Annotated in this window: 24 protein-coding genes and 1 pseudogene; 11 read left to right on the forward strand and 14 right to left on the reverse strand. The window is 59.3% G+C overall.

Features of this window, described 5'->3' with window-relative positions:
* Window positions 1-303 precede the first annotated feature (303 nt).
* From ACVWZU_RS02460 to ACVWZU_RS02485, 6 genes and pseudogenes are all read right to left on the reverse strand, one after another.
* Window positions 304-1062: a hypothetical protein gene (locus ACVWZU_RS02460; RefSeq protein ID WP_457443171.1), complete on the reverse strand. Its 759-nt coding sequence runs from the start codon at window positions 1060-1062 to the stop codon at window positions 304-306.
* A gap of 66 nt (window positions 1063-1128) precedes the next feature.
* On the reverse strand, window positions 1129-1668 hold the full coding sequence (gene purE, locus ACVWZU_RS02465; RefSeq protein ID WP_414384463.1) for a 5-(carboxyamino)imidazole ribonucleotide mutase: 540 nt from the start codon (window positions 1666-1668) through the stop codon (window positions 1129-1131).
* A gap of 14 nt (window positions 1669-1682) precedes the next feature.
* Window positions 1683-2774 (reverse strand): L-threonylcarbamoyladenylate synthase, encoded by a 1092-nt coding sequence (locus ACVWZU_RS02470; RefSeq protein WP_457443174.1) that lies wholly within the window; start codon window positions 2772-2774, stop codon window positions 1683-1685.
* 25 nt (window positions 2775-2799) lie between these two features.
* The gene (locus ACVWZU_RS02475; protein WP_457443176.1) at window positions 2800-3219 is read right to left on the reverse strand and encodes a YihY/virulence factor BrkB family protein; all 420 of its coding nucleotides are present in this window, start codon (window positions 3217-3219) and stop codon (window positions 2800-2802) included.
* Between the two features lie 48 nt (window positions 3220-3267).
* Window positions 3268-3924, reverse strand: a complete 657-nt coding sequence (locus tag ACVWZU_RS02480; RefSeq protein ID WP_457388211.1) for a CpcT/CpeT family chromophore lyase — start codon at window positions 3922-3924, stop codon at window positions 3268-3270.
* A 429-nt stretch (window positions 3925-4353) separates the two neighbouring features.
* A pseudogene (locus ACVWZU_RS02485) lies at window positions 4354-4540 on the reverse strand (hypothetical protein); the annotation flags it as partial.
* A gap of 82 nt (window positions 4541-4622) precedes the next feature.
* Here ACVWZU_RS02485 and rlmN point away from each other — a divergent pair.
* Complete coding sequence (gene rlmN, locus ACVWZU_RS02490) at window positions 4623-5681, forward strand: 23S rRNA (adenine(2503)-C(2))-methyltransferase RlmN (RefSeq protein WP_457443178.1); 1059 nt, start codon at window positions 4623-4625, stop codon at window positions 5679-5681.
* A gap of 27 nt (window positions 5682-5708) precedes the next feature.
* Here the strand turns inward: rlmN and ACVWZU_RS02495 are convergent, their stop codons facing one another.
* The gene (locus tag ACVWZU_RS02495; RefSeq protein ID WP_457443180.1) at window positions 5709-7511 is read right to left on the reverse strand and encodes an aminopeptidase P family protein; all 1803 of its coding nucleotides are present in this window, start codon (window positions 7509-7511) and stop codon (window positions 5709-5711) included.
* A 157-nt stretch (window positions 7512-7668) separates the two neighbouring features.
* Window positions 7669-8043, reverse strand: coding sequence for a rhodanese-like domain-containing protein (locus ACVWZU_RS02500; protein WP_011432658.1), 375 nt, complete (start codon window positions 8041-8043; stop codon window positions 7669-7671).
* Window positions 8044-8163: 120 nt separating this feature from the next.
* Between ACVWZU_RS02500 and ACVWZU_RS02505 the strand changes: the two genes are divergently transcribed.
* From ACVWZU_RS02505 to ileS, 3 genes are all read left to right on the forward strand, one after another.
* Complete coding sequence (locus ACVWZU_RS02505) at window positions 8164-9078, forward strand: hypothetical protein (RefSeq protein WP_457443182.1); 915 nt, start codon at window positions 8164-8166, stop codon at window positions 9076-9078.
* A 351-nt stretch (window positions 9079-9429) separates the two neighbouring features.
* The gene (locus ACVWZU_RS02510) at window positions 9430-10623 is read left to right on the forward strand and encodes an RNA-guided endonuclease InsQ/TnpB family protein (RefSeq protein WP_457443301.1); all 1194 of its coding nucleotides are present in this window, start codon (window positions 9430-9432) and stop codon (window positions 10621-10623) included.
* A gap of 566 nt (window positions 10624-11189) precedes the next feature.
* On the forward strand, window positions 11190-13973 hold the full coding sequence (ileS, locus tag ACVWZU_RS02515) for an isoleucine--tRNA ligase (protein WP_457443303.1): 2784 nt from the start codon (window positions 11190-11192) through the stop codon (window positions 13971-13973).
* 88 nt (window positions 13974-14061) lie between these two features.
* On the opposite strand, the gene ACVWZU_RS02520 is transcribed toward ileS, so the two are convergent.
* Together ACVWZU_RS02520 and ACVWZU_RS02525 are read right to left on the reverse strand one after the other, a co-directional pair.
* A complete protein-coding gene (locus ACVWZU_RS02520) occupies window positions 14062-15432 on the reverse strand; it encodes a dihydroorotase (protein ID WP_457443184.1) in 1371 nt (456 codons plus the stop codon).
* 2 nt (window positions 15433-15434) lie between these two features.
* A complete protein-coding gene (locus tag ACVWZU_RS02525) occupies window positions 15435-16826 on the reverse strand; it encodes a histidine phosphatase family protein (protein ID WP_457439286.1) in 1392 nt (463 codons plus the stop codon).
* 351 nt (window positions 16827-17177) lie between these two features.
* On the opposite strand from ACVWZU_RS02525, the gene murQ reads away from it, so the two are divergent.
* The 5 genes from murQ to ACVWZU_RS02550 all read left to right on the forward strand — a co-directional run bounded on the left by murQ (window position 17178) and on the right by ACVWZU_RS02550 (window position 23201).
* Window positions 17178-18104, forward strand: a complete 927-nt coding sequence (gene murQ / locus ACVWZU_RS02530) for an N-acetylmuramic acid 6-phosphate etherase (protein WP_457443186.1) — start codon at window positions 17178-17180, stop codon at window positions 18102-18104.
* A 24-nt stretch (window positions 18105-18128) separates the two neighbouring features.
* Complete coding sequence (locus ACVWZU_RS02535; protein WP_457443188.1) at window positions 18129-19415, forward strand: recombinase family protein; 1287 nt, start codon at window positions 18129-18131, stop codon at window positions 19413-19415.
* A 371-nt stretch (window positions 19416-19786) separates the two neighbouring features.
* Window positions 19787-20623, forward strand: a complete 837-nt coding sequence (gene bchL / locus ACVWZU_RS02540) for a ferredoxin:protochlorophyllide reductase (ATP-dependent) iron-sulfur ATP-binding protein (protein ID WP_041437180.1) — start codon at window positions 19787-19789, stop codon at window positions 20621-20623.
* Window positions 20624-20781: 158 nt separating this feature from the next.
* Complete coding sequence (locus ACVWZU_RS02545) at window positions 20782-21759, forward strand: protochlorophyllide reductase (protein WP_457443190.1); 978 nt, start codon at window positions 20782-20784, stop codon at window positions 21757-21759.
* Between the two features lie 41 nt (window positions 21760-21800).
* Window positions 21801-23201: a ferredoxin:protochlorophyllide reductase (ATP-dependent) subunit N gene (locus tag ACVWZU_RS02550; protein ID WP_457443192.1), complete on the forward strand. Its 1401-nt coding sequence runs from the start codon at window positions 21801-21803 to the stop codon at window positions 23199-23201.
* On the opposite strand, the gene ACVWZU_RS02555 is transcribed toward ACVWZU_RS02550, so the two are convergent.
* The 4 genes from ACVWZU_RS02555 to ACVWZU_RS02570 form a co-directional block, all read right to left on the reverse strand.
* Entirely contained in the window at window positions 23198-23476 is a 279-nt protein-coding gene (locus tag ACVWZU_RS02555; RefSeq protein ID WP_457443194.1) for a hypothetical protein, read from the reverse strand. The genes ACVWZU_RS02550 and ACVWZU_RS02555 overlap by 4 nt on opposite strands.
* Window position 23477: 1 nt before the next feature.
* The gene (gene hemL / locus ACVWZU_RS02560) at window positions 23478-24788 is read right to left on the reverse strand and encodes a glutamate-1-semialdehyde 2,1-aminomutase (protein WP_457443196.1); all 1311 of its coding nucleotides are present in this window, start codon (window positions 24786-24788) and stop codon (window positions 23478-23480) included.
* Window positions 24789-24869: 81 nt separating this feature from the next.
* Window positions 24870-25145 (reverse strand): DUF4404 family protein, encoded by a 276-nt coding sequence (locus ACVWZU_RS02565; RefSeq protein WP_414356579.1) that lies wholly within the window; start codon window positions 25143-25145, stop codon window positions 24870-24872.
* A gap of 57 nt (window positions 25146-25202) precedes the next feature.
* Window positions 25203-25343 (reverse strand): hypothetical protein, encoded by a 141-nt coding sequence (locus tag ACVWZU_RS02570; RefSeq protein WP_457443198.1) that lies wholly within the window; start codon window positions 25341-25343, stop codon window positions 25203-25205.
* A 9-nt stretch (window positions 25344-25352) separates the two neighbouring features.
* On the opposite strand from ACVWZU_RS02570, the gene ACVWZU_RS02575 reads away from it, so the two are divergent.
* Together ACVWZU_RS02575 and ACVWZU_RS02580 are read left to right on the forward strand one after the other, a co-directional pair.
* A complete protein-coding gene (locus tag ACVWZU_RS02575; RefSeq protein WP_414409074.1) occupies window positions 25353-25664 on the forward strand; it encodes a hypothetical protein in 312 nt (103 codons plus the stop codon).
* Window positions 25665-25694: 30 nt separating this feature from the next.
* Window positions 25695-26450: an SIMPL domain-containing protein gene (locus ACVWZU_RS02580; RefSeq protein ID WP_457443200.1), complete on the forward strand. Its 756-nt coding sequence runs from the start codon at window positions 25695-25697 to the stop codon at window positions 26448-26450.
* The last annotated feature ends 378 nt before the right edge of the window (window positions 26451-26828 follow it).

The raw sequence follows: 26828 nt of genomic DNA on the forward strand, positions 1-26828 counted from the left end.
TGGACTCCGTCCCGCTGACGCGAACAGAGATAGGCAGGATGCGATCGCTTCTTTCCTGAACCATGTTCAGGAGAGTTCAGCGTGAATGTATCAGGGACAAGCCTGAGCCTAGATGGAAAGGGGGTATGCCGCGTAACATACTCCCGACCCTGTAGCTAGCTTCCCGCAGGGTTGCTACGCATACAGCGCGGGGCTTCTCGGCGGTTTAGCTAAACCTGAGGTGAGCAATCTATTTGGCGGATTGCCCAAGGGACTGAATTTATCATCCCAGTCAAACCCTTGAGGACCAAGACAGCCGTTATCTTAGTTTGAAGAGGGATCCCTGCTGGGGTGTTTGAGATTGGTCAAATCGTTGAGGCGGCGCAGGATCCCCCATCCCTGTAGGGCCTCCAGCAGGGCTTCCCGCACAACCGCTACCGTCTCTTGGTCGAGGGCCAACCGCAGATAATCCACCGCCAGCCGGGTTTGCTCGGGATCCAGGTGGGACATTAAGCTCTGCAAGCGGCGAACGCCCGCCAGCCGTCGGAAGGGATCGGGAGAAGCAATGTCGCTGAGGTCGCGCTCCAATTGAGACCGTTGCCGCTCTTGTCGGCCCCTGAGCCACTCCCCAAACAGCAGCGACAACAAGGCTAGAGTGGCCAATCCCTGTAGAATGGCACCGGTGGCCAGCCAGCGTTGGGTGGATTCTGCCCAGATGGAGATGAGGGTGTAGGTGCCCAAGGTGGCGGCTGCTCCCGAACCAATTGCCAGCAAAAGCCAGCGATCCGCCTGCCGAAACCAAGCTTGCCACTCCTGCCAGCGGCGGTTGAACTCAGGGCTGCGCATCCCCTGTAGCCCCAACATCACCAAGGTACCCACCCCCAGAGAGAGCGCCAGCCGCCCGTTCCAGAAGGCCAGCCCCGCCAATGCCAAGCCCGACAGGGCCAGAACCCGCCATTGCGGCCCCGATAGGATCCACAGAGCAACTTGGGATCCCGTCTCCACTGCCCCACGCCCCACCCGCTGCAGATATTCTGGCCAGGATCCCTGGCCGGAAGAAGGGCGACCCGATTGATGCTTCACCGATGGCAACTCCCAAAACTCTGTCGCACCTGACCCTTTGCAAGCGGCAAGATAGATCAACGCTCCTTAAATTATGCTCTTATGCTTTATAGAGTCGAGGTAGGCTTTCCACCCTTGGGTTTGCAACTGGTCGTTTTTCTCCTGCACCGCCTGTTTTAGGCTTTCCCGATAGGCGATCACCCGCCGGAGCAGATCGGGATCCCCACTGGCTAGGATCTGCACCGCCAACAGACCCGCGTTGTAGCCGTTGCCAATGGCCACCGTGGCCACCGGGATCCCTTTGGGCATTTGCACAATTGAGTACAGGGAGTCGATCCCCTGCAGGGATGGGCTGAGCACCGGCACCCCGATCACCGGCAGGGGGGTGAGAGAGGCCACCATCCCCGGCAAATGGGCTGCTCCCCCTGCCCCGGCAATAATGACGCGGATCCCTTGGGTATGGGCGCAGCGGGCAAACTCTACCATGGCCTCGGGAGTGCGATGGGCGCTGAGGATCTGCAATTGGTAAGGGATCCCAAACTCCTCACACACCTGGGCGGCAGGTGCAAGGGTGGGCAGATCGGAATCGCTGCCCATTACGATGGCAACGAGGGGGGAGAGTTCCATATCGCTAAGCGACGCTAACGCGAAACGCTGCTGGCCCGGCGTAGCCGATCCATCATCGCATAGCCCAACCCCGTCGAGATGGGTGGGGGCTCTGCCAGCAGGAGCGTAGCATCTCCCTCATCCAGTCGGCGCAGGCTGGCAAAGAGGGCGCGGGCGGCTGCCTTGGGATCCGAACCCAAACACTCCAAACTGAACGTGATCCCCGGCCAATGGCGGGAGAGGGTGTTCAGCAGAGCCTGCGGATCCGTGGCAAAGCTGAGGATGCCCAGGTGGGAATGACCGGTTGTCAGGTGCTGCACCTGTTGCCAATCGCCGGGCTGAAGCTGGGCAAAAGGGGTGGGCAAAAGCCGGAGGGGCTTACTGGGGGCATAGTGGCTGCTCAGTCGTCCCGGCGCTTCTGGCGGGCCCGTTGTGCCATCCTTGGGGGCCTGTTCTGGGGGCAACCGGATGGGCAACCCCAGGTGGGCCTCCAGGGCTTCCAGTGGGATCCCTCCTGGGCGCAGCAGCGTCGGGATCCCTTCGGGGCTGAGCTTTAGCACGGTGGACTCCAGGCCCACAGCACACTCTCCCCCATCCAAGATGTAAGGGATCCGCCCTCCCAACTCTGCATAGACGGCCTGGGCTGAGGTGGGGCTGATGCGGCCAAAGCGATTGGCACTGGGGGCAGCCAGAGGGGTTTGCACCGCCTGCAACAAAGCTTGAGCCACCGGGTGAGCAGGCACCCGCAGGGCAACAGTAGGCAACCCGCTGCTCACCAGATCCGGCACGGTGGGACACTTGGGCAGCACCAAGGTTAGGGGCCCCGGCCAGAAGGTGTCGATCAGGGATCCCAGCAGAGCACGGGCGGTGGGAGTAAAAGCCGACACATCCACCAGCCACCCCTGCAATTGCTCTAGGGTCACCCCAGCCGGCAGATGCAGGATCAGGGGATCGAAGCGGGGGCGCTCCTTGGCGGCAAAAATGTTTGCCACTGCCTGCTCATCCAAGCCATGGCCCGCCAGGCCGTAAACCGTCTCCGTGGGGATGGCCACCAACTGGCCCTGCAGCAAGGCTGCCGCCGCTACGGCAATGTGCTCAGGAGTGGGTGAGAGAATTTCCGTCTGCATCCATAACTCGGATTTGGAGTAAGGGCTAGGGATCCCGTTCTTCAATCCATTTTTGCGCCTGGTAGAGGGCGATGTTGATCTGATCCCCAAACAGCAGCGCCAAGGAAGTGAGCCAAACCCAGAGCAGCAGCACAATAACTGCCCCCACCGCCCCGTAGACTTGGTTGAACTGCCCAAAGTGCTCGACGTAAATCCGCAGCCCCCAAGACACCCCAACCCACAGTAGGCTGGCCACGATGGCTCCCGGCCAAATCGGCATTTGGGGTCGGCGCAAGCTGGGGCCAAATCGATACAGCACCCAGCAGGAGAAGACGACCAACCCCAGCGAAATCGGCCAGGTGAGGATCCCCCACAAGTTCAACCCCAGCTCTCGCAAGGGATCCAACTGAGTCGGCCCGCCAACCTCCTGGGCTAAGAATCCCGCTTTCCTGTACAAGAAGCGCAAAAAGCTGGCACTGACGACGCGAACGGGATCCCCAGCGCCCGCAGCTGCTCAACCAGTTGCTCCAGCAGCCTCATGGTTCAGCACTTCAGCCCACTGCGGTAGGTACTGGGAAAAATCCTGTTTTTTGACAAACCGAAAAGGCCCGGATAGGGATCCCCAGATCACTTGATCGGTCTCCGGATCCCGACCTTGATCCAAGCTGTGAAAGTAGTCGGCTCCGATCTCAAACTCGCTGTACAAATAGGTGGTTCTGCCTTTGCGTTCAACAATACAGCCTTTGCCGGGCAGGCTGCGGCCCCGATAGCAGGATCCCGTCCATTCCACTTGGGTGACACAGCCGGGCAAGAGTTCCAACTCCGCTGCTGTCAGACCGGCCAATTTCCCCTTCGCGTAAGCGTTGCTTAGCAACAACTCCCGACCGGCGCACCTGTAGGAGTCAGGAGCTGTCAGAGCATAGTTTTGAATCCGGATCCCATCTGGAGTATCGAAGAGGTGGATCACCCGCTGTCGGTAAGGCTGCTCAGGATAAATGTCGTACAGTTGCTCCACATAAAACCCCACCCCCTGCAACACCGACCAAGGCAAGGGACATTGGTACACATGAATGTTGGCAAACCAGACGGGCTCTGCGAGCGCCTGCTGCAGGTTGTTGAAGTGCCCTGCCATCCAGGTGGCCAGTTGGGCCAGTTGGGGGGAAACAGACATAGGTTCAGATGGATTCAATGGATTGAAATCGAGAAGATTCAGATCGAGCGCTCCTGATCCTGCAGACTTTGTCCAACTGTCAGGGACTCCGTCCCGATGGCGCACTCCATAACACACTCTACAAAACTACACCAGGGAATAGCTTGGTAGCCCTGTACTTGAGTGCGGGGTGGAAAAGCCCTTGGGCAACTTGATTTAAGGGAATTTAAGGGATTTAAGAGAGCATTGTTGCTTACCGTCACCCGCCCTGTCTCTGGCGGAGTTGTTGCCATGGGCAGGGGAACCGCAACCCTGTGGCGACGAGGCCGTTCGCGCCACTCGGACGGAGTTCTTGAAGGGGATTGGGTTGCAGGGACAGGCTAGAGTAGAGGAGCCGGACTCCTGTGCCTGATACATTTACGCTGAACACTGCTGAACATCACTGTTCAACTATGCAGCGATAGCATTCTGTTTGTTTCCAACCAGAATGGCGGTATCCCGCAAAGCTTTGAGTAGAATACCCAAAGCGCAGTTTCCGTGTCGTCTTACTACCAATTTTCTGCTTTGCTTTGGCTACCATGTTGGCAGACTCGAAAGTAAACAGAAAGATCAACTGGTGGTAGTAATCCGTACTGAACATATTATACATTATTTTCAGTATAGTTGAGCTTATTATTGACTAGAGTCATGCTCTTGAGATCTCGTCTAAGATGGTATTGATGTCGGCCCTACCCATTCCGCTGCTGGGGCAATCCTTGTCTGCTCTGAAAGACTGGGCGGTTGCCCAAGGACAGCCGGCCTATCGCGGGCAACAACTGCATGCTTGGATCTACCAAAAAGGGATCCGCTCCCTGGAACAGGTGACGGTGTTTCCTAGGGCTTGGCGAGAGGCGGTGCAAAGCTACCCAGTGGGACGCTCGCGCATTGTGCAGCGGACAGAGGCCCGCGATGGTACTGTGAAGTTTCTGCTGGGGTTGGCGGATGGGCAGTTGATCGAAACGGTAGGGATCCCAACGGCCAAGCGTCTGACGGTCTGCGTCTCTTCTCAGGTGGGCTGCCCGATGGCCTGCGATTTCTGTGCCACCGGCAAGATGGGCTACCGGCGCAACCTAGAGCTGCACGAGATTCTGGATCAGGTGTTGACGGTGCAGGAAGATTTTGGCCGTCGCGTCAGCCATGTGGTCTTTATGGGCATGGGGGAACCCCTGCTCAACCGCGATACGGTGGTACAAGCCATCCGCAGCCTGAATCGAGATATCGGCATCGGCCAACGGCATATCACCCTCTCGACGGTGGGGGTACCCCGGCAAATTGCCTGGCTGGCGCAGCAGGATCTGCAAGTTACCCTGGCCGTCAGCTTGCATGCCCCCAATCAAGACCTGCGGCAACAGCTGATCCCTTCGGCAGCCCACTACCCTCTGGACACTCTGATCCAGGATTGCCGCGACTACATGCTGCGCACCGGGCGGCGAGTCAGTTTTGAATATACCCTGCTGTCGGGGGTCAACGATCTGCCCATTCATGCCCGCCAACTGGCGCAATTGCTGCAGCAGGCCAGCCGGTCAGGGGTGCAACTGCACGTGAACCTGATCCCTTACAACCCCATCTCTGAAGCTGACTATCAACGCCCCCACCCGACACGGGTCAGAGAGTTCGTCCGCCAGCTCGAACAGCACCAAGTGCGGGCCACTGTGCGCCAAACCCGTGGTTTGGATGGCAATGCCGCATGTGGTCAACTGCGGGGATCCTTCCTGCGTTCTTTGCCAGGGGATTTGTAATCGCCGCGCAACGCTTGCGCGAGTACATCAGCTCAGTCCGCAGGCGCGTCGTAACCAGGCGGCATCCTGTTCTGGCAAGGTGGCGTGGTGCATGGCGTAAACCTGCCGGTGATACTCGTCCAGCCAGGCTCGCTGCACCTCGTTCAACAGTTCCCAATCGATTAAGCGCCCATCAAAAGGGATCCAAGTTAGGGAGCGAAAGCCCATCCAGCCCTCCGGCTCGGGAATGGCAATCACCTCGTAGAGATTCTCCAGGCGGATCCCACCCCATCCCGGCTGGTAGTAGCCCGGCTCAATGCTGTTGATCATGCCCACTTTGAGAGGGGTGCTGGCGCGGCGGTGGATCCCGTTGGGCCCCTCGTGGACATTCAAAAAGGCGCCGACACCGTGGCCGGTGCCATGGCCATAGTCCAGCCCGGCCTGCCAAAGGGTAGAGCGGGCGATCCCATCCAACGAGACTCCATAGGTGTCGGGGGGGAAGATCTGGCGGGCGCATTGAATGTGGGCCTTGAGCACCTCGGTATAGCGCCGCTTGCACAAGGGATCCGCGGGTTGCGGGCCAATCCAAACGGTGCGGGTATCGTCGGTGGTGCCCCCCAAGTAGTGGGATCCGGAGTCCAACAAAAACAGTTCGCCCGGCTGCAGCAGCTTTTGGGGATCTGGAGTGCTGTAGTGGATGATGGAGCTGTTGGCGCCGGCGCCGGCAATGGTGTTAAAGCTCAGACCCACCCACTCCCCTTCCTCCCGGTAGTGGGCCTCCATGATCGCGGCCACGTCGGCTTCGCTGATGGGGATCCCCTGTTGGATTTGCCGGTCGATCCAGGCCAGGGTGCGAATCTTGGCCCGGCTGGCTTTGCGGTTGGCCAGGCGCATCTGTTCCAGCTCGGTGGGGTTTTTCACGGCCTTGAGGGCTTCTACTGGGTGCTCCAGCTCGCGGCAGCTCGCATCCTGCAGCAGCTCTTGAGTGCCCTGGGTGGTCTGCTTGGGATCCAAGCCCACCGGCGCATAGCTCTTGGCCCATTGGGGCAGTTGTTGGCTGTAGGTCTCGTAGGGCCAGAGTTCCACCCCGGCTTCTGCCAGAAATTGCCGAGATGGGGGACTGAGCCGCTCCAGATCTGTGAATAGAGCCGCTCTATCTAGGCTGACCAAAGCATAGGCCCAAAACACTGGGTTGTAGGGGATGTCGGATCCCCGCAGGTTAAACAGCCAGGCCACCTGATCCAATTTGGTCAGGGGCAACAGTCCCACCCGCTTGCGGCGCATCTCCTGCCGGACTTGGGCCAGCTTTTCTGCAGGGGTGGCCCCGCTTAGGTGGGTGGGTACCGAGTCAATGGGCCGGTCAAAGGGAGCGACAGGAGCGGATCCCTGAGCCAGCTTATCCACCAAGTTTTCCATGACCGGGATCAAGAGCACCCCTCCCGCTTGGGCATGGGCCTGCAACTGGCGATAGGTGGCCACTGCCACCGTAAAGGGATCCACCCCCAGGCGAAAGCCGGATCCCAGCTCTTCCACAATCTCCATCAGGCTGGGCTGATTCGGCAGACCTCCTTTGATCACTGTCAATAGATTGGGATCCACCTCCCGCTCCGCCTGTTCGTGATAGCGGGGATCCACCCACAGCCAAGCCCTGTCCCGGGTGATCAAGGCATCCCCCACCGAGCCGGTAAAGCCTGTGATCCACTGGCGCCGCTTGCGATGTTCCGGCAAATACTCATTGAGATGCTCATCAGCAGAGGGAACCCAAAAGCCATCCAGATCTTGTTCTCGCAGAAGCTGGCGCAACTGCTGCAAACGGGCAGCAACATCCAGGCGGGGCAGGGTTTGGAGCATGGCAGAGGGGTAAAGCTAAACGGCCAGGCTATCGCCATTCTAAACAAGGTTGGGCCGCCCCCACTTCCCGCCTTCAGTGGTCGGCCATTTCAGATAGCAGCCAGATAGCAGCCAATACCTCCCTCTTCCTATGGGTGAGGGAAGAAATCCGCCAGCTCTAGCGCTCCTCAGGAAAACCCGCTTCCCGCCAAGCCCGCATGCCCCCATCCATCGAGATCACCCGACGATAGCCCATTTTCTGTAGATTATCGGCTGCCAACGCCGAACGAAACCCGCCGCCGCAGTACAGGACGATCTCCGCTTCTTTGTCGGGGATCACCCTCTCGATGTCCCGCTCAATGATCCCTTTGCTCAAGTGGATGGCTCCGGCAGCGTGGCCGGCTTGCCACTCCGACTCTTCCCGCACATCCACAAAATAGAAGGGATCCCCTTGCAGTTGTTTTTGCCTGACCTGCTCGACTGTCAGTTCTTGGATGCGGCTTTTGGCCTCGTTGACCAGGGCCAAGAAAGCTGGAGAGTGCTGGGGAGCCATGGAGAACAGGCGCTATGAGCCAAAGCTTATTCCAATCGATCTTATCTGGTCTGGACTTTGGGATCCCAACTGCCCTAAGGCTAGACTGGGATCCAGATTTGCCGGCTGGAGGCCCATGGCTTGAAATCCCGATCTAACTTTCCGCAACTGCTTTGGCCCCTTGCTCTGGCCGTGAGCTGGAGCATCCCCCTTGGATTGACAGCCGGTCACGTCAGCCGGACGGAGTCCTCGGCCTGGGCCCAAGCTGCCCCGATGCCCCTAGAAAGCGGGATCCAACGGCAAGTTTCCAGCCCACCGCCAGCCGCCCTGGTGGAGTGGCTAAGCCAGCAGGTGGCCGCCGCCAACCGGCGGGATTTGCCAGGGGTGATGGCCGGCTACAGCCCCGACTTCCGCCACCGAGATGGGCTGGACCGGGAAGAGGTGGAAGGTGCCATCCGCAAGCTGTGGAGCTCTCATCCCAAGCTCACCTATTCGGCCCAGATCCTCTCCTGGCGGCAGGTGGGCCCTGAGATTGTTGCCGATATTCTCAGCCAAGTAGAGGGATCCCAATCCTCGGTGCGGGGGGACTTTCAGGTAGAAGCCTCTGCCCTGGTGCGCAATCGCTATCGCCCGGATCCAGCCAATCCCGGACAACTGCTGTTGATTGACCAAGAAGTGCTGCGGGAGGCCAGCACCCTCACCTCTGGATCTGCCCCTCCCACCGTCACCTTGAACCTGCCAGAGGTGGTCAAACCGGGATCCACCTATTCGCTGCAGGCAATTGTGGCAGAGCCTCTCACCCACTCTTTGCTGTTGGGCGCCGTTGCCGAACAACCCGTTGCCGGGGCGGGCTACCCAGAGGTGACCTCGTTTGCTCTCGAACCTCTACAGGCCGGAGGGATCTTCCTACAGGCGGATGCTCCCCAAGAACCCGGTGCTGAGTGGATCTCGGTGATGTTGGTTAACCAAACGGGCATCACACTGGAGAGCCGGCGTCTCACCGTCAGCGATCGCTTGGCTCTGGAGGGATCCCTGGCCATCCCCACCGTCCCTTAGGAAATCTTCAGGATGATGAGGAATGGCTCTGGGGTAATCTGGACAGGCAGTTGAGCTTGTTAAGATGGGAAACTATGCGCCCCTCAGCTTGTTTGCTTTCTGGTGCTGGCCCTATTTTTGAGCGGTTGCGATAGCGGCGACTCCCTTGGTGCTCCGGTGGTGGATCGCCCCACTCCTGCCAGCAATTGACCGAACAATCCCGAGGGGTCTCGAAAGGTTGGGTCGAGGTGTCTTGAAAGGACCCAACCTCAAGAAACATTGGCATCTTCAGCTAGAAATCGCAGGAGCCCCGCACTGTACCCGTAGGGTCGGTGTCGGGAGGAATGCGCTTTGATGAAGTACAATGAACTTATGAGCCAAGTCCTGACCATATCCTGTAAGCTCAAGGTGTCCCCGTCGCAAGCCGCCAAATTGGACGCGACGATGGATGCCTTTGTACAGGCATTGAACTGGGTCAACCAAAACACACCAGAAAAAGTAGTCAACGCAGTCAAACTCCAATCCCTTTGCTACTACGAGATTCGAGCCCGGTTTGGCTTGTCCAGTAACTTGGCTCAACAGGTGTGCAGACGGGTAGCGGGTTCCCGCAAAGTGGCTAAGCAGAAAAAGCGTCCCGTCAAGGAGTTTAAGAGCGGCTTTGTTACCTACGACGCCCGTATCTTTTCGTTCCGTCAAAAAGACTGGACGGTGTCGCTCACCACGGTGGAAGGGAGAGAACGCTTTGAACTGGCCATTGGCAACTACCAGCGTGGGATGCTGGCTGGTTCCAACCCCAAATCTGCCACCCTGGTCAAGCGCAAAGATGGCTCCTACTACATCCAGATTTGCGTAGAGAAAAAACCACCCAAGCAACAAGATACCGACAAGGTGATCGGGGTGGATTTGGGAAGGATAGATATCGCTCATACCTCAGAGGGGAAGAACTGGAATGGACAGCAGTTAAACAAGGTACGAGACCACTACTCCCGGTTGAGGGCGGTACTCCAACGCAAAGCCAGTAAGGGCACACGCAGTTCGCGGCGCAGATGCCGTCAACTGCTGCAACGGCTGTCTGGCAAGGAGAGACGCTTTCAAGCGTGGGTCAATCATCGCATCTCCAAAGCTATTGTCTCCAGGGCAAAAGCCACAAACAGTGCTATTGCCCTGGAAGACCTGACAGGGATCCGGGAAAGGGTCAATCAACAGCCACGCAGCAAAACCGAAAGGCGCAGGGCCAACAGTTGGGCGTTCTACCAACTACGTCAATTTCTGGAATACAAGGCGAGGGTTGCAGGGGTTTCTCTGGTTCTTGTGCCGCCTGCTTACACGTCGCAGACCTGTCACAAGTGTTTACACATCCATCCCGATCCTGCGCAATCCTACCGCAGTGGAAAGAAGTTTAAGTGTGGGCACTGTGGATGGGAAGGGGATGCGGATTTGAATGGTGCGAATGTGATTGCGCTCTTGGGGGCTGCCGTAAACCAGCCTAGAGGTTCGGGCCTGTTTTGTTCTCTGGTAGAGCAGAGCAGGCTCAGGGCTACTGAAAGCCCGCTCCGTACCGCTTAGCGGTCGGAGCCGGGTAGTTTACACGCCCGTCCATTCCAAGCCCCGCTACAGCTATCTGCAAAACTATCCGCTCTCTCCCACCCCCAAGGCAACAACAGGCGGTCAGGGAAAGAGCGGTCTAGCGGGCCTTCAACTGGAACCTGACTGCCGGGAGGAACTCCAAGCGAGCCAGAACGCGAAGACTCTTCAGCAGACTGAAGGATCTAAGTTCAGACCGTTAGAGAACAGCCCCGGCGCACAGCCGGCTGAACCCAACTTGACGACCCTTACAACTACTACTATCTGGCATCCGCAGGAACCTCCCTTACTAAACGACACCCTGAGACTAGCACAAATCTTTTCTTGTTTTCTCGATCAGGGAGTTCATGCGGTGGTTTGTTGGAGCCGTTTGAGAGCTCCAGGCGCTCTGGGTGACCGTGGGCTTCGGATCCCCTGTCCCACAAGAGGGGTGAGGGATGGACTGCTGAGGATGAGGCGACAGCGTAGGATAGAGAGACGCCCTTTAGGTTGCTCGAGTTGCCGTGGACTACAAAAGTACCCTCAACCTGCCCCAAACTCAGTTTCCCATGCGGGCAGAGGCCGCCAAGAGAGAACCCGCCATTCAAGCCTTTTGGCAGGAAGAGCAAATCTACCAGCGCCTTGCCGACCACAATCCTGGGGATCCCTTTGTCCTGCACGATGGACCGCCCTACGCCAATGGCGATATCCACATGGGCACCACCCTCAACAAGATCCTCAAGGACATTGTGAACAAGTACCACATCTTGCAAGGGCGCAAGGTGCGCTATGTGCCCGGCTGGGATTGCCACGGCCTGCCCATCGAACTGAAAGTGTTGCAAAGCCTCACTCCGCAGGAGCGGGAAAACCTCACCCCTCTGCAGCTGCGACAAAAAGCCAAGGAGTACGCCCTGCACTACGTTGATGTGCAGCGGGCCAGTTTTCAGCGCCTGGGGGTATGGGGATCCTGGGATCGGCCCTACCTGACGCTGTCGCCGGAGTACGAAGCCGCACAGATTGAGGTGTTTGGACAAATGGCCCTCAAGGGCTACATCTACCGCGGCCTCAAACCCGTCCACTGGAGCCCCAGCTCCCAGACGGCTCTGGCGGAAGCGGAGCTGGAGTACCCTGACAACCACATCTCCCCCAGCATCTACGTGGCCTTTCCGCTACAGAGCCTGAGTCCGGCGGCGCAGCCGGTTTTGGAGCCTTTCATGCCGGGCCTGCGGGCAGCCATCTGGACCACCACCCCTTGGACGATCCCGGCCAACCTGGCTCTCTGCTTTAACCCCAAGCTCACCTATGCAGTGGTGGAGTCTCCCCGCTTCGGCCTGCTGTTGATCGCCGCCGATCTGCGGGAGCGGCTGGAGAAGGTTCTGGAGACGCCTCTGGAGATCAAGGCCACCCTGCCGGGATCCGCCCTGGAATACAGTCAAGGACGGCACCCCCTCTTTGACCGCGCCAGCCTCTGCGTGCTGGGGGACTATGTCACCACCGAGTCCGGCACCGGCATTGTGCACACAGCTCCGGGGCATGGGGAAGATGACTTCAAAACCGGCCAAAAGTATGGTCTGCCCATTCTCAGCCCTGTGGACGATCAGGGGAGATTTACCGCCGAGGCCGGATCCCAGTTCGTCGGGTTGGATGTGCTCTCCAAGAAGCCGGAGACCAGCGGCAATGCTGCTGTCATCCAGGCTCTGCAGGCTGCGGGGGCTTTGCTCAAGGAAGAGCCCTACAACCACAAATATCCCTACGACTGGCGCACGAAAGAGCCAACGATTTTCCGGGCCACCGAGCAGTGGTTTGCGTCTGTAGCTGGCTTCCGGGAGCTGGCCCTGCAGGCCATTAAAACCGTGAAATGGATCCCGGCCATCGGGGAGAACCGCATCACTGCTATGGTGTCGGAGCGTTCGGATTGGTGTATTTCCCGCCAGCGGGCTTGGGGTGTGCCCATCCCCGTCTTTTACGACGAAGAAACCGGCGAGCCCTTGCTCACCGCCGAGACCCTCGACCACATCAAGGCCATCTTCGCCCAAGAGGGATCCGACGCCTGGTGGAAGCGCCCGGTGGAGGAGTTGCTGCCGGAGAAGTACCGCCGCAATGGCCGCACCTACCGCAAGGGCACAGACACCATGGATGTCTGGTTTGACTCCGGCTCCTCCTGGGCAGCGGTGGCCAAGGCCCAAGGGCTGGGCTACCCGGTGGATCTGTATTTGGAGGGCTCCGACCAACACCGGGGCTGGTTCCAATCCAGTTTGCTTACCTCCGTGGCCGTCAACGGCCATGCCCCCTACAAGGCGGTGCTCACCCATGGGTTTGTGCTGGACGAGAAAGGCCAGAAAATGAGCAAGTCCCTGGGCAATGTCATCGATCCGCTGGTGTTAATTAACGGCGGCAAAGATCCCCAGACGGATCCCGCCTACGGGGCGGATGTGCTGCGCCTGTGGGTCTCCAGTGTGGACTACTCCGGGGATGTGCCGCTGGGTAAGACCATTCTTGGGCAAATGGCGGATGTATATCGCAAAATCCGCAACACAGCTCGCTTTTTGCTGAGCAACCTCTACGACTTCAATCCAACTCAGGATGCCGTTCCTTTTGCAGCCTTGACGGAGCTAGACCGCTACATTTTGCACCGCCTGCACGAGGTGGGATCCGAGATCGGCGAATCTTTTGCCAGCTATCAGTTCTACCGATTTTTCCAGGCGATTCAGAACTTTTGTGTGGTGGATCTCTCCAACTTTTACCTGGATATTGCCAAGGATCGCCTCTACATTAGCCATGCCCAAAGTCTACGGCGGCGCCAATGTCAAACGGTGCTCTCCCTGTTGCTGGAGAACTTGGCCAAGGCCATCGCCCCCGTTCTCTCCCACCTGGCCGAAGAGATTTGGAGCCATCTGCCCTATCCCAAGCCCACCCGTTCGGTGTTTGAGGGGGGGTGGATGAAGCTGCCGGAGCACTGGCGGGATCCCCAGTTGGCGGCCATTTGGGAGCAGCTGCGAGAGGTGCGCCAAGAGGTGAACAAGGCTCTGGAGCAAGCCCGTACCGGTCGCGTTAGCGGGACGGAGTCCTTTAAGCCCATCGGCGCTTCCACCGAGGCCAAGGTAATCCTGAAGGTAGCGGATCCCAGCCTATACGCTCTTTTGCAGGAGCGGGCTGCCGAGTTGCGCTACTTGTTCATCACCTCACAGGTGGAACTGGAGAAAACCTCAGGTCAAGGCTTGGAGGTCTCTGTTTTTCCGGCTGACGGCCAAAAGTGCGTGCGCTGCTGGAACTATTCCACCCGTGTGGGGGAATTTGCCGAACATCCAGAGCTGTGTGAGCGTTGTGTAGCCGCTCTGGCCGGGGAGTTTTGAATTCGGGACCCCGTCCCGCTGGCGGGAAGGGATCCCCCTCTTTGAATTGGCTCTTTCTCCGGACAGGTCTTGTCGGCCTTCTTCGGGATCAAGGGGCAGAGCTGCGGGATGGGATCCCCTCGACATGGGTGTGCAACACCTTGCCGCACAGGGTTTTCTCCAGCCAGGGAGTCGCTGGCGATCGGGAGTGGAGAGTGGCAACAGAAACCGTCCAAGGGTGGGTGGGATCAAACAGCACCCAGTCGCTGTGGGGGGTGAGGGTGGGCGGATCTAGGTTTAGGCAGCGGGCCGGGTACAGGCTGAGGGCAGACCACAGTTGCAGCGCCGTCAGGGATCCCGTTGCCACCAAATGGTGCCACAGCAGCGGCAGAGCCAGCTCCAGGCCCATCGCCCCCGGCGGGGCATCGGCAAAGGGCAGGGTTTTCTCTTCGTAGGTGTAGGGGTGGTGATCCGTAGCGATCCCCAAGTTGCCGGAACGGATCCCGGCGATCAGAGCCTCTCGGTCGCCAGCGCTGGGAAGAGGGGGCAGGAGACGAAGGTGGGGATCGTAGCGATGCTCAAGGACGGCCTCTTCGGACAAGATCAGGTGCATCCAAGTGGTGCTGGCGGTAACCGGCAGTCCTTCTGCTTGGGCCTGTTGGATCAGCTCCAGGCTGCGGGCTTGGCTCAGGCGCATAATATGCACAGGCGGAGGGGAAGGAACGCTCCTGATCACCTCCAAGAGACGGGCCAGAGCGGCAGTTTCGGCACTGGCAGGGATCCCTTTCAGCCCTAGGCGCAGCGCCCAGATCCCTTCGTAGAGGCTACCTTGCCCGGCCAAGGTGGGATCCCAGGCCCAGAGCAGCAGGGGTTTATTCTCCAGCCGCAAATACTCCAGAGCCCGCCGCAGCAGAGCCAGGGAGCGCAGCGGCTGAACCTCTGCAAAACCAACTGCTCCCGCTTGCGCCAGTTCTCCCCAGGGGGTTGGGGTTTCTCCCTGGCCACCCACGCTCAGGGCAGCCCAGGGCAGCCAGCGGGGATCCCCCAATTGGCGGGGGTAGCGGTTCAGGTGTTCCGGGTGATCCAGCACCAGAAAAAAGCCGCTTCCGGGAAGGGGGGTGGGCAGAAGCCCCACCTGGGTAAAGCCTCCCGCCAAAGCCGCTGCAGCCAAAGAGGTCAGGGTTTCCCGACTGTGGGCCAGAAAGTGCTCCGCACCGCTTACGCGACCGCTGCCAACCATCTCGCCGCTGTGGGCATACAGATCCAGCAAACCCGGCCCCACTACCCAGCCTGAGCCATTGATGGTGGGGATGTCGGCAGGGATCCCTGCCGGCTCGGTGGCCCGCAGACGACCCTCCTGCAACCACACATCGGTTACTTCATCCCGCTGACGCCAAGGATCCAACAGGCGCACTCCCTGGAGATGCACATTTTGTCCTGTTAGTCGTCCTGTTAGCTCGCGGAGAGGGGATGAGCCCATCTTTACAAAGCTCCAGCGGTGGTGCAGTCCAAGATCTGGCCGGACAGATGGGTGGTGAGGTTCAACACCTTCAAAACCGGGGCACCCTCCTTGCCTTCTGGATAGTCGATCACCGTAATGGCGCCATTCCCCTGCTTGAAGATCCAAAAGGCTTGGGGGGAAAGGTCGAACAACTGACAGATGATCGCCTTGTTGATGGCATCGTGGGCAACAACAACCGCCGTGCCCTGAGGAAACTGGGCTGCGGTGATGGCCAAAAGCTCCTGCCAAGCGGAGCGAGTGCGCTCCCACACCTGGTGAAGGTTTTCCCCATTGGGCATCTGCACACTGGCGGGATCCCGTTGCCAGCGCTCCAGCTCGCCGGGGTATTCGGCTTCGACTTCGCTTTGCAGCTTGCCCTCCCAGTCGCCGTGGCAGATCTCTTGCAAGTCGGGCATTGGGCGCAAAATGAGGTTGCTGTGGTTGCTGCAGATGGCATCGGCTGTGGCCCAAGGGCGCTTCAGGGGGCTGGAGAAGGCCAGTTGCAGAGGTTGAGTGGCCAAAAATTCTGCCACCTTGGCTGCCTGTTCCTCCCCGGTGGCATTGAGGGGGATATCCCGCTGCCCTTGAAAACGGCGCTCTCGGTTCCATTGGGTTTCCCCATGCCGCACCAGCAAGATGCGCATCCCCTGCTTGCGCTTGGGCAGGGCTTGGCCGAGGTGAGCGGTGATGTTCAGAGATTCCAGTTGTGGCGGCCCCTGCAGGCCCTCGGGAAAATTGAGAACGCTGATGGCGCAGTTATCCTGCCCGAGGCGGTGATAGTGGTGTGGCCCCAGGCCGATGGCGGTGCTGACCAGGGCCCGATTGATGCCGCTGTGGCCCACGATGAGGATATTGAGGGTCTGTCTCTGGGAGGGATCCGCTCCATGGTTCCAGGGGCCCGAAGCCGATTGCAGATGGAAAGCCAGCATTTCCCAAAACCCCTGCGCCTGCTGCCAGAGATCCCGCACCGGAAAGCGGCCCTCTAGCTCCAGGGTGTCGGGATGGTGCCGCCACAGGTGGTAATCTTCGGGGTATTTCTCCTGCACCTCAGCAAAGGTCAGCCCTTCCCAGGCTGTCAGGTCGATCTCCCGCAGTTGATCGGTAACGTGCAGAGGGATCCCTTCTCGGTCTTTCAAAAGGATGCGAGCTGTCTCGAGGGCGCGAGACAGGGGGCTGCAATAGGCGCAATCCAACGGGATCCCGGCCAGGGCCTCGGCTACACGCTGCGCCTGCCCTTCTCCAGTGGGGGTGAGCCGGGAGAGATCGGAGCGGCCTTGAATGCGATTTTCCAGGTTGAAGGTGCTCTCACCATGGCGCACGATCAAGATGCGCAGGGCAGGCTGGTCGCGGTAGCGGGACGGAGTCCTTGCCATCGCTTGCACGGACTTACTCATCGCAGTAGCGGGACGGAGTCCTTAGAACACCTTCTAGAGTACCGCCACTGGGCGGCGCTCGCCTTCGTCAATTCACCGGTTGGGCTGCCGACTGAGGCGTATTTGGGCTGGTTGCCGCTTGTGATGGGGGCATCCTGGGAGAAGGACTACCGTGGCCGTGCTGCGTTCCCGTTGGCAGGGGTTTTGGCGGGAATGGATGCTGGCGACGCTGTTGGCGCAGTTTTTCCCTCCACTGCTCCCTCAGGAGAGCCCCCTGCCACCGATAGAATCCGAGAAGACAAAGTGTAGGATCCCTGAAGGCGGATCCCTCTTGCCTGGACAAGCGCTGCCATGGTTTCTCCACAATTGGCTTGGGATCCCGGATCCCTGACCGAAAGCCCCAACCCGGCTACAGCCGAGATCGACCGTCTCAGCACCTTGGAACTGGTGAAACGGATCAACGCCGAGGATCGGCAGGTGCCGGAAGCGGTGGCTGCTCAGGCGGAGCCGATTGCCCAAGCCATCGATGCCATTGCCCAGCGGATGCGTCACGGCGGGCGGCTGATCTATATCGGGGCAGGAACCTCAGGTCGGCTGGGGGTGCTGGATGCGGCTGAGTGCCCGCCCACTTTTGGCACTTCCCCCGCACAGGTGGTGGCTTTGATCGCCGGGGGGGAAAAAGCCCTGACCCAGGCGGTAGAGGGTGCAGAGGACGACGCAGAAGCGGCTGCCCGCGCGCTGGAGGGTCTTCACCTCCAGGCTCAAGATAGTGTTGTGGGAATTGCTGCCAGCGGTCGTACCCCCTATGTGCTGGGTGGGATCCAAGCCGCCAGAAGTATTGGGGCGCTCACGATTGGCCTGGCCTGCAATCACCCTTCCCCGCTAACCGAGCAGGTGGACATTGCCATTGCCCCTTTGGTGGGGCCGGAGGTAATCCTCGGATCCACCCGCATGAAAGCCGGCACAGCCCAAAAGCTGGTGTTGAACACGATCTCCACTGGAGTGATGATCCGCTTGGGCAAGACCTATGGCAACCTGATGGTGGATCTCCAGGCCAGCAATGCCAAGCTCAAGCAGCGGGCGGAGCGAATAGTGGCTTTGGCCTGCGATCTGGATCCCGCCGCGGCTGCCCAATTGCTGCAGGCTTGTGATGGAGAGGTGAAAACCGCGATCCTTGTGGCCTTGATGGGGTGCTCTGCTCAAGAGGCCCGTCAGCACTTGCAACAGGCCCAGGGCAACATTCGCCAGGTGCTTGATGCTGCTCTGGCGCAGCAGTAGTGATGACAGCTGGGTGGCTTGTCCATGAGCGTTTGCGGCTACCTCTACACGCCTTCCCATGCTCCTTTGCCGGAACAGGAGTTGGCCTGGCTCCAGGGGCGAGGGGCCGATCCCATCCTGCACGATTGGGGATCCCGAACTCATTTGGAGGAGCTGTTCCGACGCATCACAGCCGGCTGGGTGCAGGAAGTGCTGCTCTTGCGCCTGGCGGATCTGGGGGATCGGGCGGATGAAATCCACGAGCGGCTGCTGCAAATCCAACACTCCGGGATCCGCCTCAGCTTGGTCACCGAATCCGGCCTGCAAACCCCCACCGAGGCTGCCGATTGGATCCCCCTGCTGGCCGAGATCCCCCATCAGTTGCAAAGCCGCCGCCTCTGCTGCAGCCAAGCCCAAAACCGCCTGGCGGGCAAACCCCCCCCTGGCCCTGCCCCCTTTGGCTACCGCCGCGAAGGGGAACGCTACGTGCTGGATCGCCGGCAGGCCAGCATCGTTCAGGATTTTTTCCAGCACTTTCTCCTCTACGGATCCCTGCGGCAGGCGGTGCGCTTCTTGGAGGAAAAACACCACAAGCGGATTTCTGTGGCCACCGGACGCAACTGGCTGCTCAACCCGGTATACCGCGGGGATCTGGCCTATGCCGACGGCACCACCCTGCGGGACACTCACCCGGCCCTTCTCAGCCGCACGGAAGCCGCCCAGATCGATCGCTGGCTCAAACGCAACCAAGGGATCCCGCGTCGCAGCGCCAGTGCTCCCCGCGCTTTGGCCGGCCTGGTTCATTGCTGCGCTTGTGGCAGCCTTCTGCGCATTGTGCAAACCACCCCTCGCAAGGGGAAAAAGAACGGATCCCCCTACCTCTATCTGCGCTGCCAAACCTGTCGCTACAGCCTCCCCTACACCGAAGTCCTGCAGGAGGTGATCCGGCAGGTGTGCGAACAACTGCCCCAACGCGCCCAGACGCTGGATCGACAAGCCCTCACTCAAGCCCGCCAAGAGCTGCAAGCCCAAATCCAGGCCAATGCCGAGCGGCTGCGGCAATTGGAAGAGCTACAGCAATCTGGACTGATGGACGAAGCCTCTCTGGCCCAGCGTCGCTACCAGTTGCGAGCAGAGACGGCCCGCTTGGCCCAAAAGCTGGAGCAACTCCCCCCCGCCAACCTCACCCAGACCATCCAAACCCTCTCCATCCCGCCCTTCTGGCAAGACCTCAGCGAGACCGAACGGCGTGCCTACCTGCGGGAATTCCTGCGCAGGATCGAGGTGGATTCTGCAGGAGCGGTGCGAGTTACGTTTGCCTTTGATCCCTGAGAGCGAAGGGTTCCCCCCACCTTCCCCCCAGAATTGAGACCATTCTTGATTCTTTCTCAGCCCAGACCTGCCTCAGCGCCAAGCCAAGAGGACGGGATCAGCGCCATGGCATAGCTGAATCCTTCCCGATTTGGGTGAATTGTCATCTGGAATTGTTTTCTTTTGATCACTGATGAAAGTATATCTAAAACTAAAATCGGGAAAAACATCAAAAATCGACTTGAGAAGCCCTGGGAACTTTCTTAGGACCATTTGCAAGATCTGGGAACTTCTAGCTTTTTGAGGGATCCACCTTTATCCTTCGCAACAGTTCTCAGGGGGCGGGTTGGCTGCCGATAATGTCCCTTGTCTGCCCCATGGAGGAACGCGCTGTGAAATTGGCGGTTTACGGAAAAGGTGGGATCGGCAAATCCACCACCAGTTGCAACATCTCGGTGGCCTTGGCCAGGCGGGGCAAAAAGGTCTTGCAGATTGGCTGTGATCCCAAGCACGACAGCACCTTCACCCTGACCGGCTTTCTCATCCCCACCATCATCGACACTCTGGAAGCCAAGGGCTATCACCACGAAGACATCTACCCAGAAGATGTGATCTACCGCGGCTACGGCGGCGTGGACTGCGTGGAAGCGGGTGGGCCCCCGGCAGGGGCCGGCTGTGGCGGCTATGTGGTGGGGGAAACCGTCAAACTCCTGAAGGAGCTGAACGCCTTCGATGAGTACGATGTCATCCTCTTCGATGTGCTGGGGGATGTGGTGTGCGGCGGTTTTGCGGCTCCCCTCAACTACGCCGACTACTGCCTGATCGTAACCGACAACGGCTTTGATGCCCTGTTTGCCGCCAATCGGATTGCTGCCTCGGTGCGAGAAAAGGCCAAAACTCGCAAGCTGCGGTTGGCCGGGCTGATCGGCAATCGCACCAGTAAGCGGGATCTGATTGACAAATACGTCTCGGCAGTTCCCATGCCGGTTATCGAGGTGCTTCCCCTCATTGAAGATATTCGCGTCTCGCGGGTCAAGGGCAAAACCCTCTTCGAGATGGCGGAAACCGATCCCAGCCTGGAGCCTGTCTGCCAGTACTACCTGAACATTGCCGATGAGCTGCTGGCCCGTCCGGAAGGGATCGTGCCCCAACCTGCCGAAGATCGGGAGCTGTTTGCTTTGCTCTCCGACTTTTACAACACTCCAGCCCGCCAACTGGCCTTGGTGTAAGGGATCCCCTGCCGGCTTGGGCAGTGTGTCCAAAAATGAAGCCACTGTTTCGGAAGACTGTCGCAAACCTTATCAATTTGTTGTCCGATCCGCTTTCCCCCCCAAGATGGATCCTGTAGGGATCCCGCTTTGGGAAGGAAATGGCACAGGAGTTGGATATGCAAGGACAAGAGCAACCCACCGTCGTGATTACCGGAGCTTCCTCGGGTGTTGGCCTGTACTCAGCTTTGGCCTTGGCCAAGCGCGGCTGGCACGTGGTGATGGCCTGTCGGGATCTGGACAAAGCCTACCGGGTGGCCCAACAAGTGGGGATCCCCCAGGGCAGCTATACCCTGATGCAGATCGATCTGGCCAGCTTGGCCAGCGTGCGGCGGTTTGTCGAGCAGTTCCGCAACTGGGGCCGTTCCTTGGACGCCTTGGTCTGCAATGCCGCCATCTACATGCCCCTGCTCAAGCAGCCCCTGCGCAGCCCGGAAGGATATGAGCTGACCATGGCCACCAACCATCTGGGGCATTTCTTGCTCTGCCATTTGATGTTGGAGGATCTGAAACGCTCCACCTATCCAGATCGGCGGCTGGTGATCTTGGGCACGGTTACCCACAATCCCAAAGAGCTGGGGGGTAAGATCCCACCCCAACCCCACCTGGGGGATCTGCGGGGGTTTGCCCAGGGCTTTAAGGATCCCATCAGCATGGCGGACGGCGGCAAATTTGAACCGGTGAAAGCCTACAAAGACAGCAAAGTCTGCAATATCCTCACCATGCGCGAGCTACACCGTCGCTTCCACGAAAGCACTGGCATCACCTTCCTCTCCCTCTATCCGGGGTGTGTAGCCACCACGGCTCTGTTCCGCCATCACTATCCCCTGTTTCAAAAACTTTTCCCCTGGTTTCAAAAAAACATCACGGGCGGATTTGTTTCTCAGGAATTAGCCGGAGAGCGGGTGGCCCAAGTGGTGGCCGATCCCGAGTTTCGTCGGTCGGGGTTCTACTGGAGCTGGGGCAACCGGCAACGCAAGAATGCCAAGCCCTTTAACCAAGAAGTCTCTGACGAGGCGGCAGACGATGCCAAGGCCAAACTGCTTTGGGATCTCAGCGAAAAATTGGTGGGTGTGCCCCAGTTGGCGGCCCTTTAGCCCGAAATGTTCCCCTCTTTATATGTTGTTAGGAGACGAGCATGAATGCTGCTTTGGATAGTGCCAATGCCCTTAACTTTCAGTGCGAAACCGGCAACTACCATACCTTTTGCCCGATTAGTTGTGTAGCTTGGCTTTATCAAAAAATTGAAGACAGCTTCTTTTTGGTCATCGGCACCAAAACCTGTGGCTACTTTCTGCAAAACGCCATGGGGGTGATGATCTTTGCCGAGCCCCGCTATGCCATGGCGGAGCTGGAAGAGGGGGATATTAGCGCCAAGCTCAACGACTATGAGGAGCTGAAGCGGCTGTGCCTGCAAATTCAACGAGATCGCAATCCCAGCGTGATTGTCTGGATCGGCACCTGCACCACCGAGATCATCAAAATGGATCTGGAGGGCCTAGCCCAGAAGCTGGAAGGGGAGATCGGGATCCCGATTGTGGTGGCACGGGCCAATGGCCTCGACTACGCCTTTACCCAAGGGGAAGATACGGTTTTGGCCTCGATGGCTCAGCGCTGCCCAGAGCAGGTGCGGGCAGAGGAGCAGGAAACCCGCGGGGGTCTCCAGGCCCTTTTCTACGGGCTCCGCTCCGGAAAAAAGAAAGAGGAGGAAGGCTTCCACAAGCATCCCCCCTTGGTGATCTTCGGCTCGGTGCCCGATCCGGTGGTGACCCAACTCACCCTGGAGCTGAAGAAACACGGGATCCGCGTCTCCGGCTGGTTGCCGGCCAAACGCTATGGAGAGCTGCCAGTGATCGAGCCGGGCACCTACGTGGTGGGGGTGAATCCTTTCCTCAGCCGCACGGCCACCACGCTGGTACGCCGCAAAAAGGCTAAGCTCATCACCGCTCCTTTTCCCATCGGGCCGGATGGCACCCGCGCCTGGATAGAAGCCATTGCCCGCGAATTGGGGATCCCAACTCAAGGCTTGGTAGAGCGGGAAGCGGAAGTGTGGAACCATCCCCAGGTTCGGGATTATCGGGAGCTGCTGCGGGGCAAGAGCGTTTTCTTCATGGGCGATAACCTGCTGGAGATCTCGCTGGCCCGTTTCCTGGTGCGCTGTGGCATGACGGTGCAGGAAATCGGGATCCCTTACATGGACAAACGCTACCAAGCGGCTGAGCTGGCCCTCTTGGAGCGCACCTGCGAAGAGATGGGGGTACCCAAGCCCACTATCGTAGAGAAGCCGGATAACTACAACCAAATCCAGCGCATCAAGGCCCTGCAGCCGGATCTGGTGATCACAGGTATGGCCCACGCCAACCCCCTAGAGGCGCGCGGGATAACCACCAAGTGGTCGGTGGAGTTTACCTTCGCCCAGATCCACGGCTTCGGCAACACCCAGGCTCTGCTGGAGCTGGTGACCCGACCGCTGCGGCGCAATGCAGCCCTCAAAGGCTTGGGTTGGGAACGGTTGGTGCGGGAAGAAGCCCCTGTCTAATTCTCCGGCTCTTCGTTGTCGAACAGTAGGCCGTCCAGGTGATCCGGCAGTCGCTGCCGGTCGATCCAAACCATGCCCGCCAAGATCGCCTCGGCCTCGTTCTGAAAGTAGCCATAGGCTTTGGCAGGGGTGCCTGCATCATATGAGCCATCCTCTTGGAGCAGCCGACAGCAGAAGATAAAGCCCTTATCGGTGGCCTGGGTGCTAATGCTCCAGTTGCGGTGGATGTGCTCGGCCATAGCAGGGATCCCGGCTTGCGAGGGGGTAATTGTCAACTCAGAGGGTGCTCAACACCTCTCGCGCGGCGGCCAAGGTTTTCTCCACATCGGCCTCTGTGTGGGCCAGGGAGGTGAAGCCGGCCTCAAATTGCGAGGGCGCCAGATAGACTCCCCGCTCCAACATGCCGCGATGGAAGCGGGCAAATTTCTGCAGATCAGCAGTCTTGGCCTCTTCGTAGTTGCGCACCGGGCCGGCAGTAAAAAAGAAGCCAAACATGCCGGGCAGATAGCCCCCGCACATCTCATGCCCCGTTTCCCGCGCGATCTGCAATAGCCCCGTCGCCAACTTCTCGGTAATCCGCTCCAGATACTCGTAGGTGCCCGGGCGGCGCAAAATGTCCAGTGTCTGGATCCCTGCTGTCATGGCCAGGGGGTTGCCGGAAAGAGTCCCTGCCTGATACATCGGCCCCGCTGGAGCCACCATTTCCATAATTTCTCGCCGACCGCCGTAGGCCCCCACCGGCAGGCCGCCGCCGATGACCTTGCCCAGGGTCGTTAAATCGGGGATGACCCCAAACTTGGCCTGTACACCGCCATAGCTGATGCGAAAGCCGGTCATCACCTCATCAAATACCAGCAGGGCTCCGTACTTTTGGGTGAGATCCCGCAAGCCTTCCAAGAAGCCCGGCTGGGGGGGAATAAAGCCGGCATTGCCCACCACCGGCTCTAGGATGACTCCGGCAATGGAGTCGGGGTGCTGTTCAAACAGGGCCTTGACTGCCTCCAGGTCGTTGTAGGGAGCCGTCAGCGTAGCGCTGGTAGCTGCCTTGGGCACCCCCGGCGAGTCTGGCAAGCCCAGCGTGGCCACCCCCGAACCGGCTTTCACCAAAAACATGTCCGCATGGCCGTGGTAGCAGCCCTCGAACTTGATCACCTTTTCCCGACCCGTGTAGGCCCGCATCAGGCGCAGCGCCGCCATGCAAGCTTCGGTGCCGGAATTGACAAAGCGCACCATCTCCACACTGGGCACCGCCTCAATGACCCGCTCCGCCAGTTCATTTTCCAGAACGCAAGGGGCGCCGAAGCTGGTGCCTTTCTCCAAAGCTCGGCGCAGAGCCTCAATGACCTCGGGGTGAGCGTGGCCAACAATCGCCGGCCCCCAACTGCCGATGTAGTCGATGTATTGGTTGCCGTCCACATCCCAGGCGTAGGCCCCTGAGACACGGTCGAACACGACGGGATCCCCGCCCACCGACTTGAAGGCGCGCACCGGAGAACTCACTCCCCCCGGCATGAGGCTTTGTGCCCGGGCAAAAATCTGTTTGGAGCGGGTGGTGTTAAACGAGGTGGAGTGGAGAGTGCTGGTCATAGAGCATAAGGAGCTTTCAACGCATTACCAAGGCTAGCAAGCAAGGGAGCTTTCTGGTGAGCCCTTTTACCGACCATGAAACTACAAACCCATTCCCGCCAGCGTGTCGATCACCTGCTCCAGGATCAGGGTAAGGTTGGGATGCGAGGTCTCGAACAGGCCCAGCGCCTCTCCGATGCGATCCCTGGGGCCTTGGCTCGGTTTGCTCTCGGTCGGGGATCCCAGCTCGGCCAGCACCGCTTCCACTTCCTGGCGAATGGTGGCAATGTGCTGCCGCTGCTTTTCGTCCAGGCCAGGGGTTTTTTGCAGCTCAACATCCAGATCGTGCAGCAGTTGTCGCAGTTTCGATTCGGCCATTCTTAAAGAGACCTTAACAAATTGAGAACAAATTAAGCTTTGACCACCCTGCCTCGATCATACGGCCTGATGGGTTGAAGCAGGGATCTCTTTGTCCAAGGTCTGAGGGCGGGTGAGGCGACGAAGGTGAACTTTGACCGCCGGGGATCCCAGCATTGGAGCAACCTTTGTAGGATGGGCGGTAGAGTCTATCCCCATGTCTGCCCCATGTCTGAGCTGGCATTGGCCCTAGTAGGGGCGGCGGTTGCTGCTGCCCTTTTCGTTGGGATTTTCGTCTGGGAACAAAGACGCAGCCAAGAATTGCTGCAGCGGTGGGCGGCAAAGCAGGGCTACTCCCTGTTGAGCCAGGAGGCACGGTACTGGCGGCTGGGGCCTTTTTCCGGGAGCACTTCCAAGTATCAACGGGTATTCCGTGTGCGGATACGGGATCCGTGGGGGCAAGAACGCACCGGCTGGGTGAGGTTAGGGAACTGGTGGCTGGGGCTTTTGTCGGATCAGGCTGAGGAGCGGTGGGAGTAGGCTGGGATTGAACCACAGAAGGGGAAAGCAATGAACGGGATCAAGGGGTGGAAAAAGCTGAAGGGGGTGGCGTGGCTGGGCCTGGTACTGGCGGTGGCCCTGTTGGGTTGGAACGCAATCGCCGGAGGTGGAGCGATGGCCAGTCCTGGTGAGGGATCCCGAATGTTGACGGTTACAGGACAGGGATCGGTCTCGGTGGAGAACTCCATTGCCCTCATTCGCTTAGGGGTAGTCATTCAAGGGGAGACGGCGCAATCGGTACAACAAGTACAACAACAGGTGGCAGAACGCTCAGAGCGGCTGGTCAATCGCCTCAAGGAGCTGCAAGTAAGCGCTCTGCAAACCACCGGCATTTCCCTCTACCCGCAATACGACTACCGGGATGGCCAGCCTCGCCTAACGGGTGTACAGGGGCAAAACAGTCTGCAATTCGAGGTGCCCGTGGCCAGAGCCGGGCAAGTGCTGGATGAAGCCGTGGCCGCCGGAGCCACCCAGGTGGAATCGGTCAGTTTCCGGGCCGATGAAGCCACCCTGTTGGAGGCGCGCAGCCGAGCCCTAACCCAAGCCGTGCAAGATGCCCAACGTCAAGCCCAGGATGTGCTGGGGGCCTTGAACCTGAGCATCCGTTCCGTCGAGCGCATCCAGATTCAGAGCGATGGCTACATGATCCCGCCGCCGATCCCCTTTGCCCGCGCCGACTATGCCCGTCTAGAAACGGCATCCACACCGGTGGAGGGGGGACAGCAAACCGTGCGCGCCCAAGTCACCCTCGAGCTCCGTTACTAAGCCTCTGCTCTGTTGCTGGAATGATTCACAAATGTTCACCGCATGGATTTCAGCTCTCCCGCCAAAAGATTCCTACTCAGGGCAAGCCTTGGACAGCAACAGACACCGGCTCCGCAATGATCTGTCAATAATCCAATTACTTGGTTATGGTCATTCCAAACTAGATTGAGACACTCCCCAGGCGTTCCGCACTGCTGCCCAAGCGCTCCGCGCTGCTTCTGGAAACCACCCTCACATCCAACCCCTCCCCCAGAAGGAGTCAGCCCTCACCCCCAACCCCTCTCCCTCTGGGAGAGGGGAGTTGGGAAGCGATGCAACAGAAATGTTTCATTCCTGTTTATTTAAATGACTATAATTTAACCAACTCGGCAAAGTGGA

The organism is Thermostichus sp. MS-CIW-26 (assembly GCF_054059115.1).

Excerpts from the sequence above, each read along its gene's own strand:
- ACVWZU_RS02575 (WP_414409074.1), top strand. The coding sequence starts at position 25,353 with ATGTCTGAGCTGGCATTGGCCCTAGTAGGGGCGGCGGTTGCTGCTGCC.
- purE (WP_414384463.1), bottom strand. The coding sequence starts at position 1,668 with ATGGAACTCTCCCCCCTCGTTGCCATCGTAATGGGCAGCGATTCCGAT.
- ACVWZU_RS02535 (WP_457443188.1), top strand. The coding sequence starts at position 18,129 with ATGAGCGTTTGCGGCTACCTCTACACGCCTTCCCATGCTCCTTTGCCG.
- ileS (WP_457443303.1), top strand. The coding sequence starts at position 11,190 with ATGCGGGCAGAGGCCGCCAAGAGAGAACCCGCCATTCAAGCCTTTTGG.
- hemL (WP_457443196.1), bottom strand. The coding sequence starts at position 24,788 with ATGACCAGCACTCTCCACTCCACCTCGTTTAACACCACCCGCTCCAAA.
- ACVWZU_RS02500 (WP_011432658.1), bottom strand. The coding sequence starts at position 8,043 with ATGGCTCCCCAGCACTCTCCAGCTTTCTTGGCCCTGGTCAACGAGGCC.
- ACVWZU_RS02565 (WP_414356579.1), bottom strand. The coding sequence starts at position 25,145 with ATGGCCGAATCGAAACTGCGACAACTGCTGCACGATCTGGATGTTGAG.
- ACVWZU_RS02520 (WP_457443184.1), bottom strand. The coding sequence starts at position 15,432 with ATGGGCTCATCCCCTCTCCGCGAGCTAACAGGACGACTAACAGGACAA.
- ACVWZU_RS02550 (WP_457443192.1), top strand. The coding sequence starts at position 21,801 with ATGAATGCTGCTTTGGATAGTGCCAATGCCCTTAACTTTCAGTGCGAA.
- ACVWZU_RS02580 (WP_457443200.1), top strand. The coding sequence starts at position 25,695 with ATGAACGGGATCAAGGGGTGGAAAAAGCTGAAGGGGGTGGCGTGGCTG.
- ACVWZU_RS02470 (WP_457443174.1), bottom strand. The coding sequence starts at position 2,774 with ATGCAGACGGAAATTCTCTCACCCACTCCTGAGCACATTGCCGTAGCG.
- ACVWZU_RS02525 (WP_457439286.1), bottom strand. The coding sequence starts at position 16,826 with ATGGCAAGGACTCCGTCCCGCTACCGCGACCAGCCTGCCCTGCGCATC.
- rlmN (WP_457443178.1), top strand. The coding sequence starts at position 4,623 with ATGTCGGCCCTACCCATTCCGCTGCTGGGGCAATCCTTGTCTGCTCTG.
- murQ (WP_457443186.1), top strand. The coding sequence starts at position 17,178 with ATGGTTTCTCCACAATTGGCTTGGGATCCCGGATCCCTGACCGAAAGC.
- ACVWZU_RS02570 (WP_457443198.1), bottom strand. The coding sequence starts at position 25,343 with ATGGGGATAGACTCTACCGCCCATCCTACAAAGGTTGCTCCAATGCTG.
- ACVWZU_RS02495 (WP_457443180.1), bottom strand. The coding sequence starts at position 7,511 with ATGCTCCAAACCCTGCCCCGCCTGGATGTTGCTGCCCGTTTGCAGCAG.
- ACVWZU_RS02480 (WP_457388211.1), bottom strand. The coding sequence starts at position 3,924 with ATGTCTGTTTCCCCCCAACTGGCCCAACTGGCCACCTGGATGGCAGGG.
- ACVWZU_RS02545 (WP_457443190.1), top strand. The coding sequence starts at position 20,782 with ATGCAAGGACAAGAGCAACCCACCGTCGTGATTACCGGAGCTTCCTCG.
- ACVWZU_RS02510 (WP_457443301.1), top strand. The coding sequence starts at position 9,430 with ATGAGCCAAGTCCTGACCATATCCTGTAAGCTCAAGGTGTCCCCGTCG.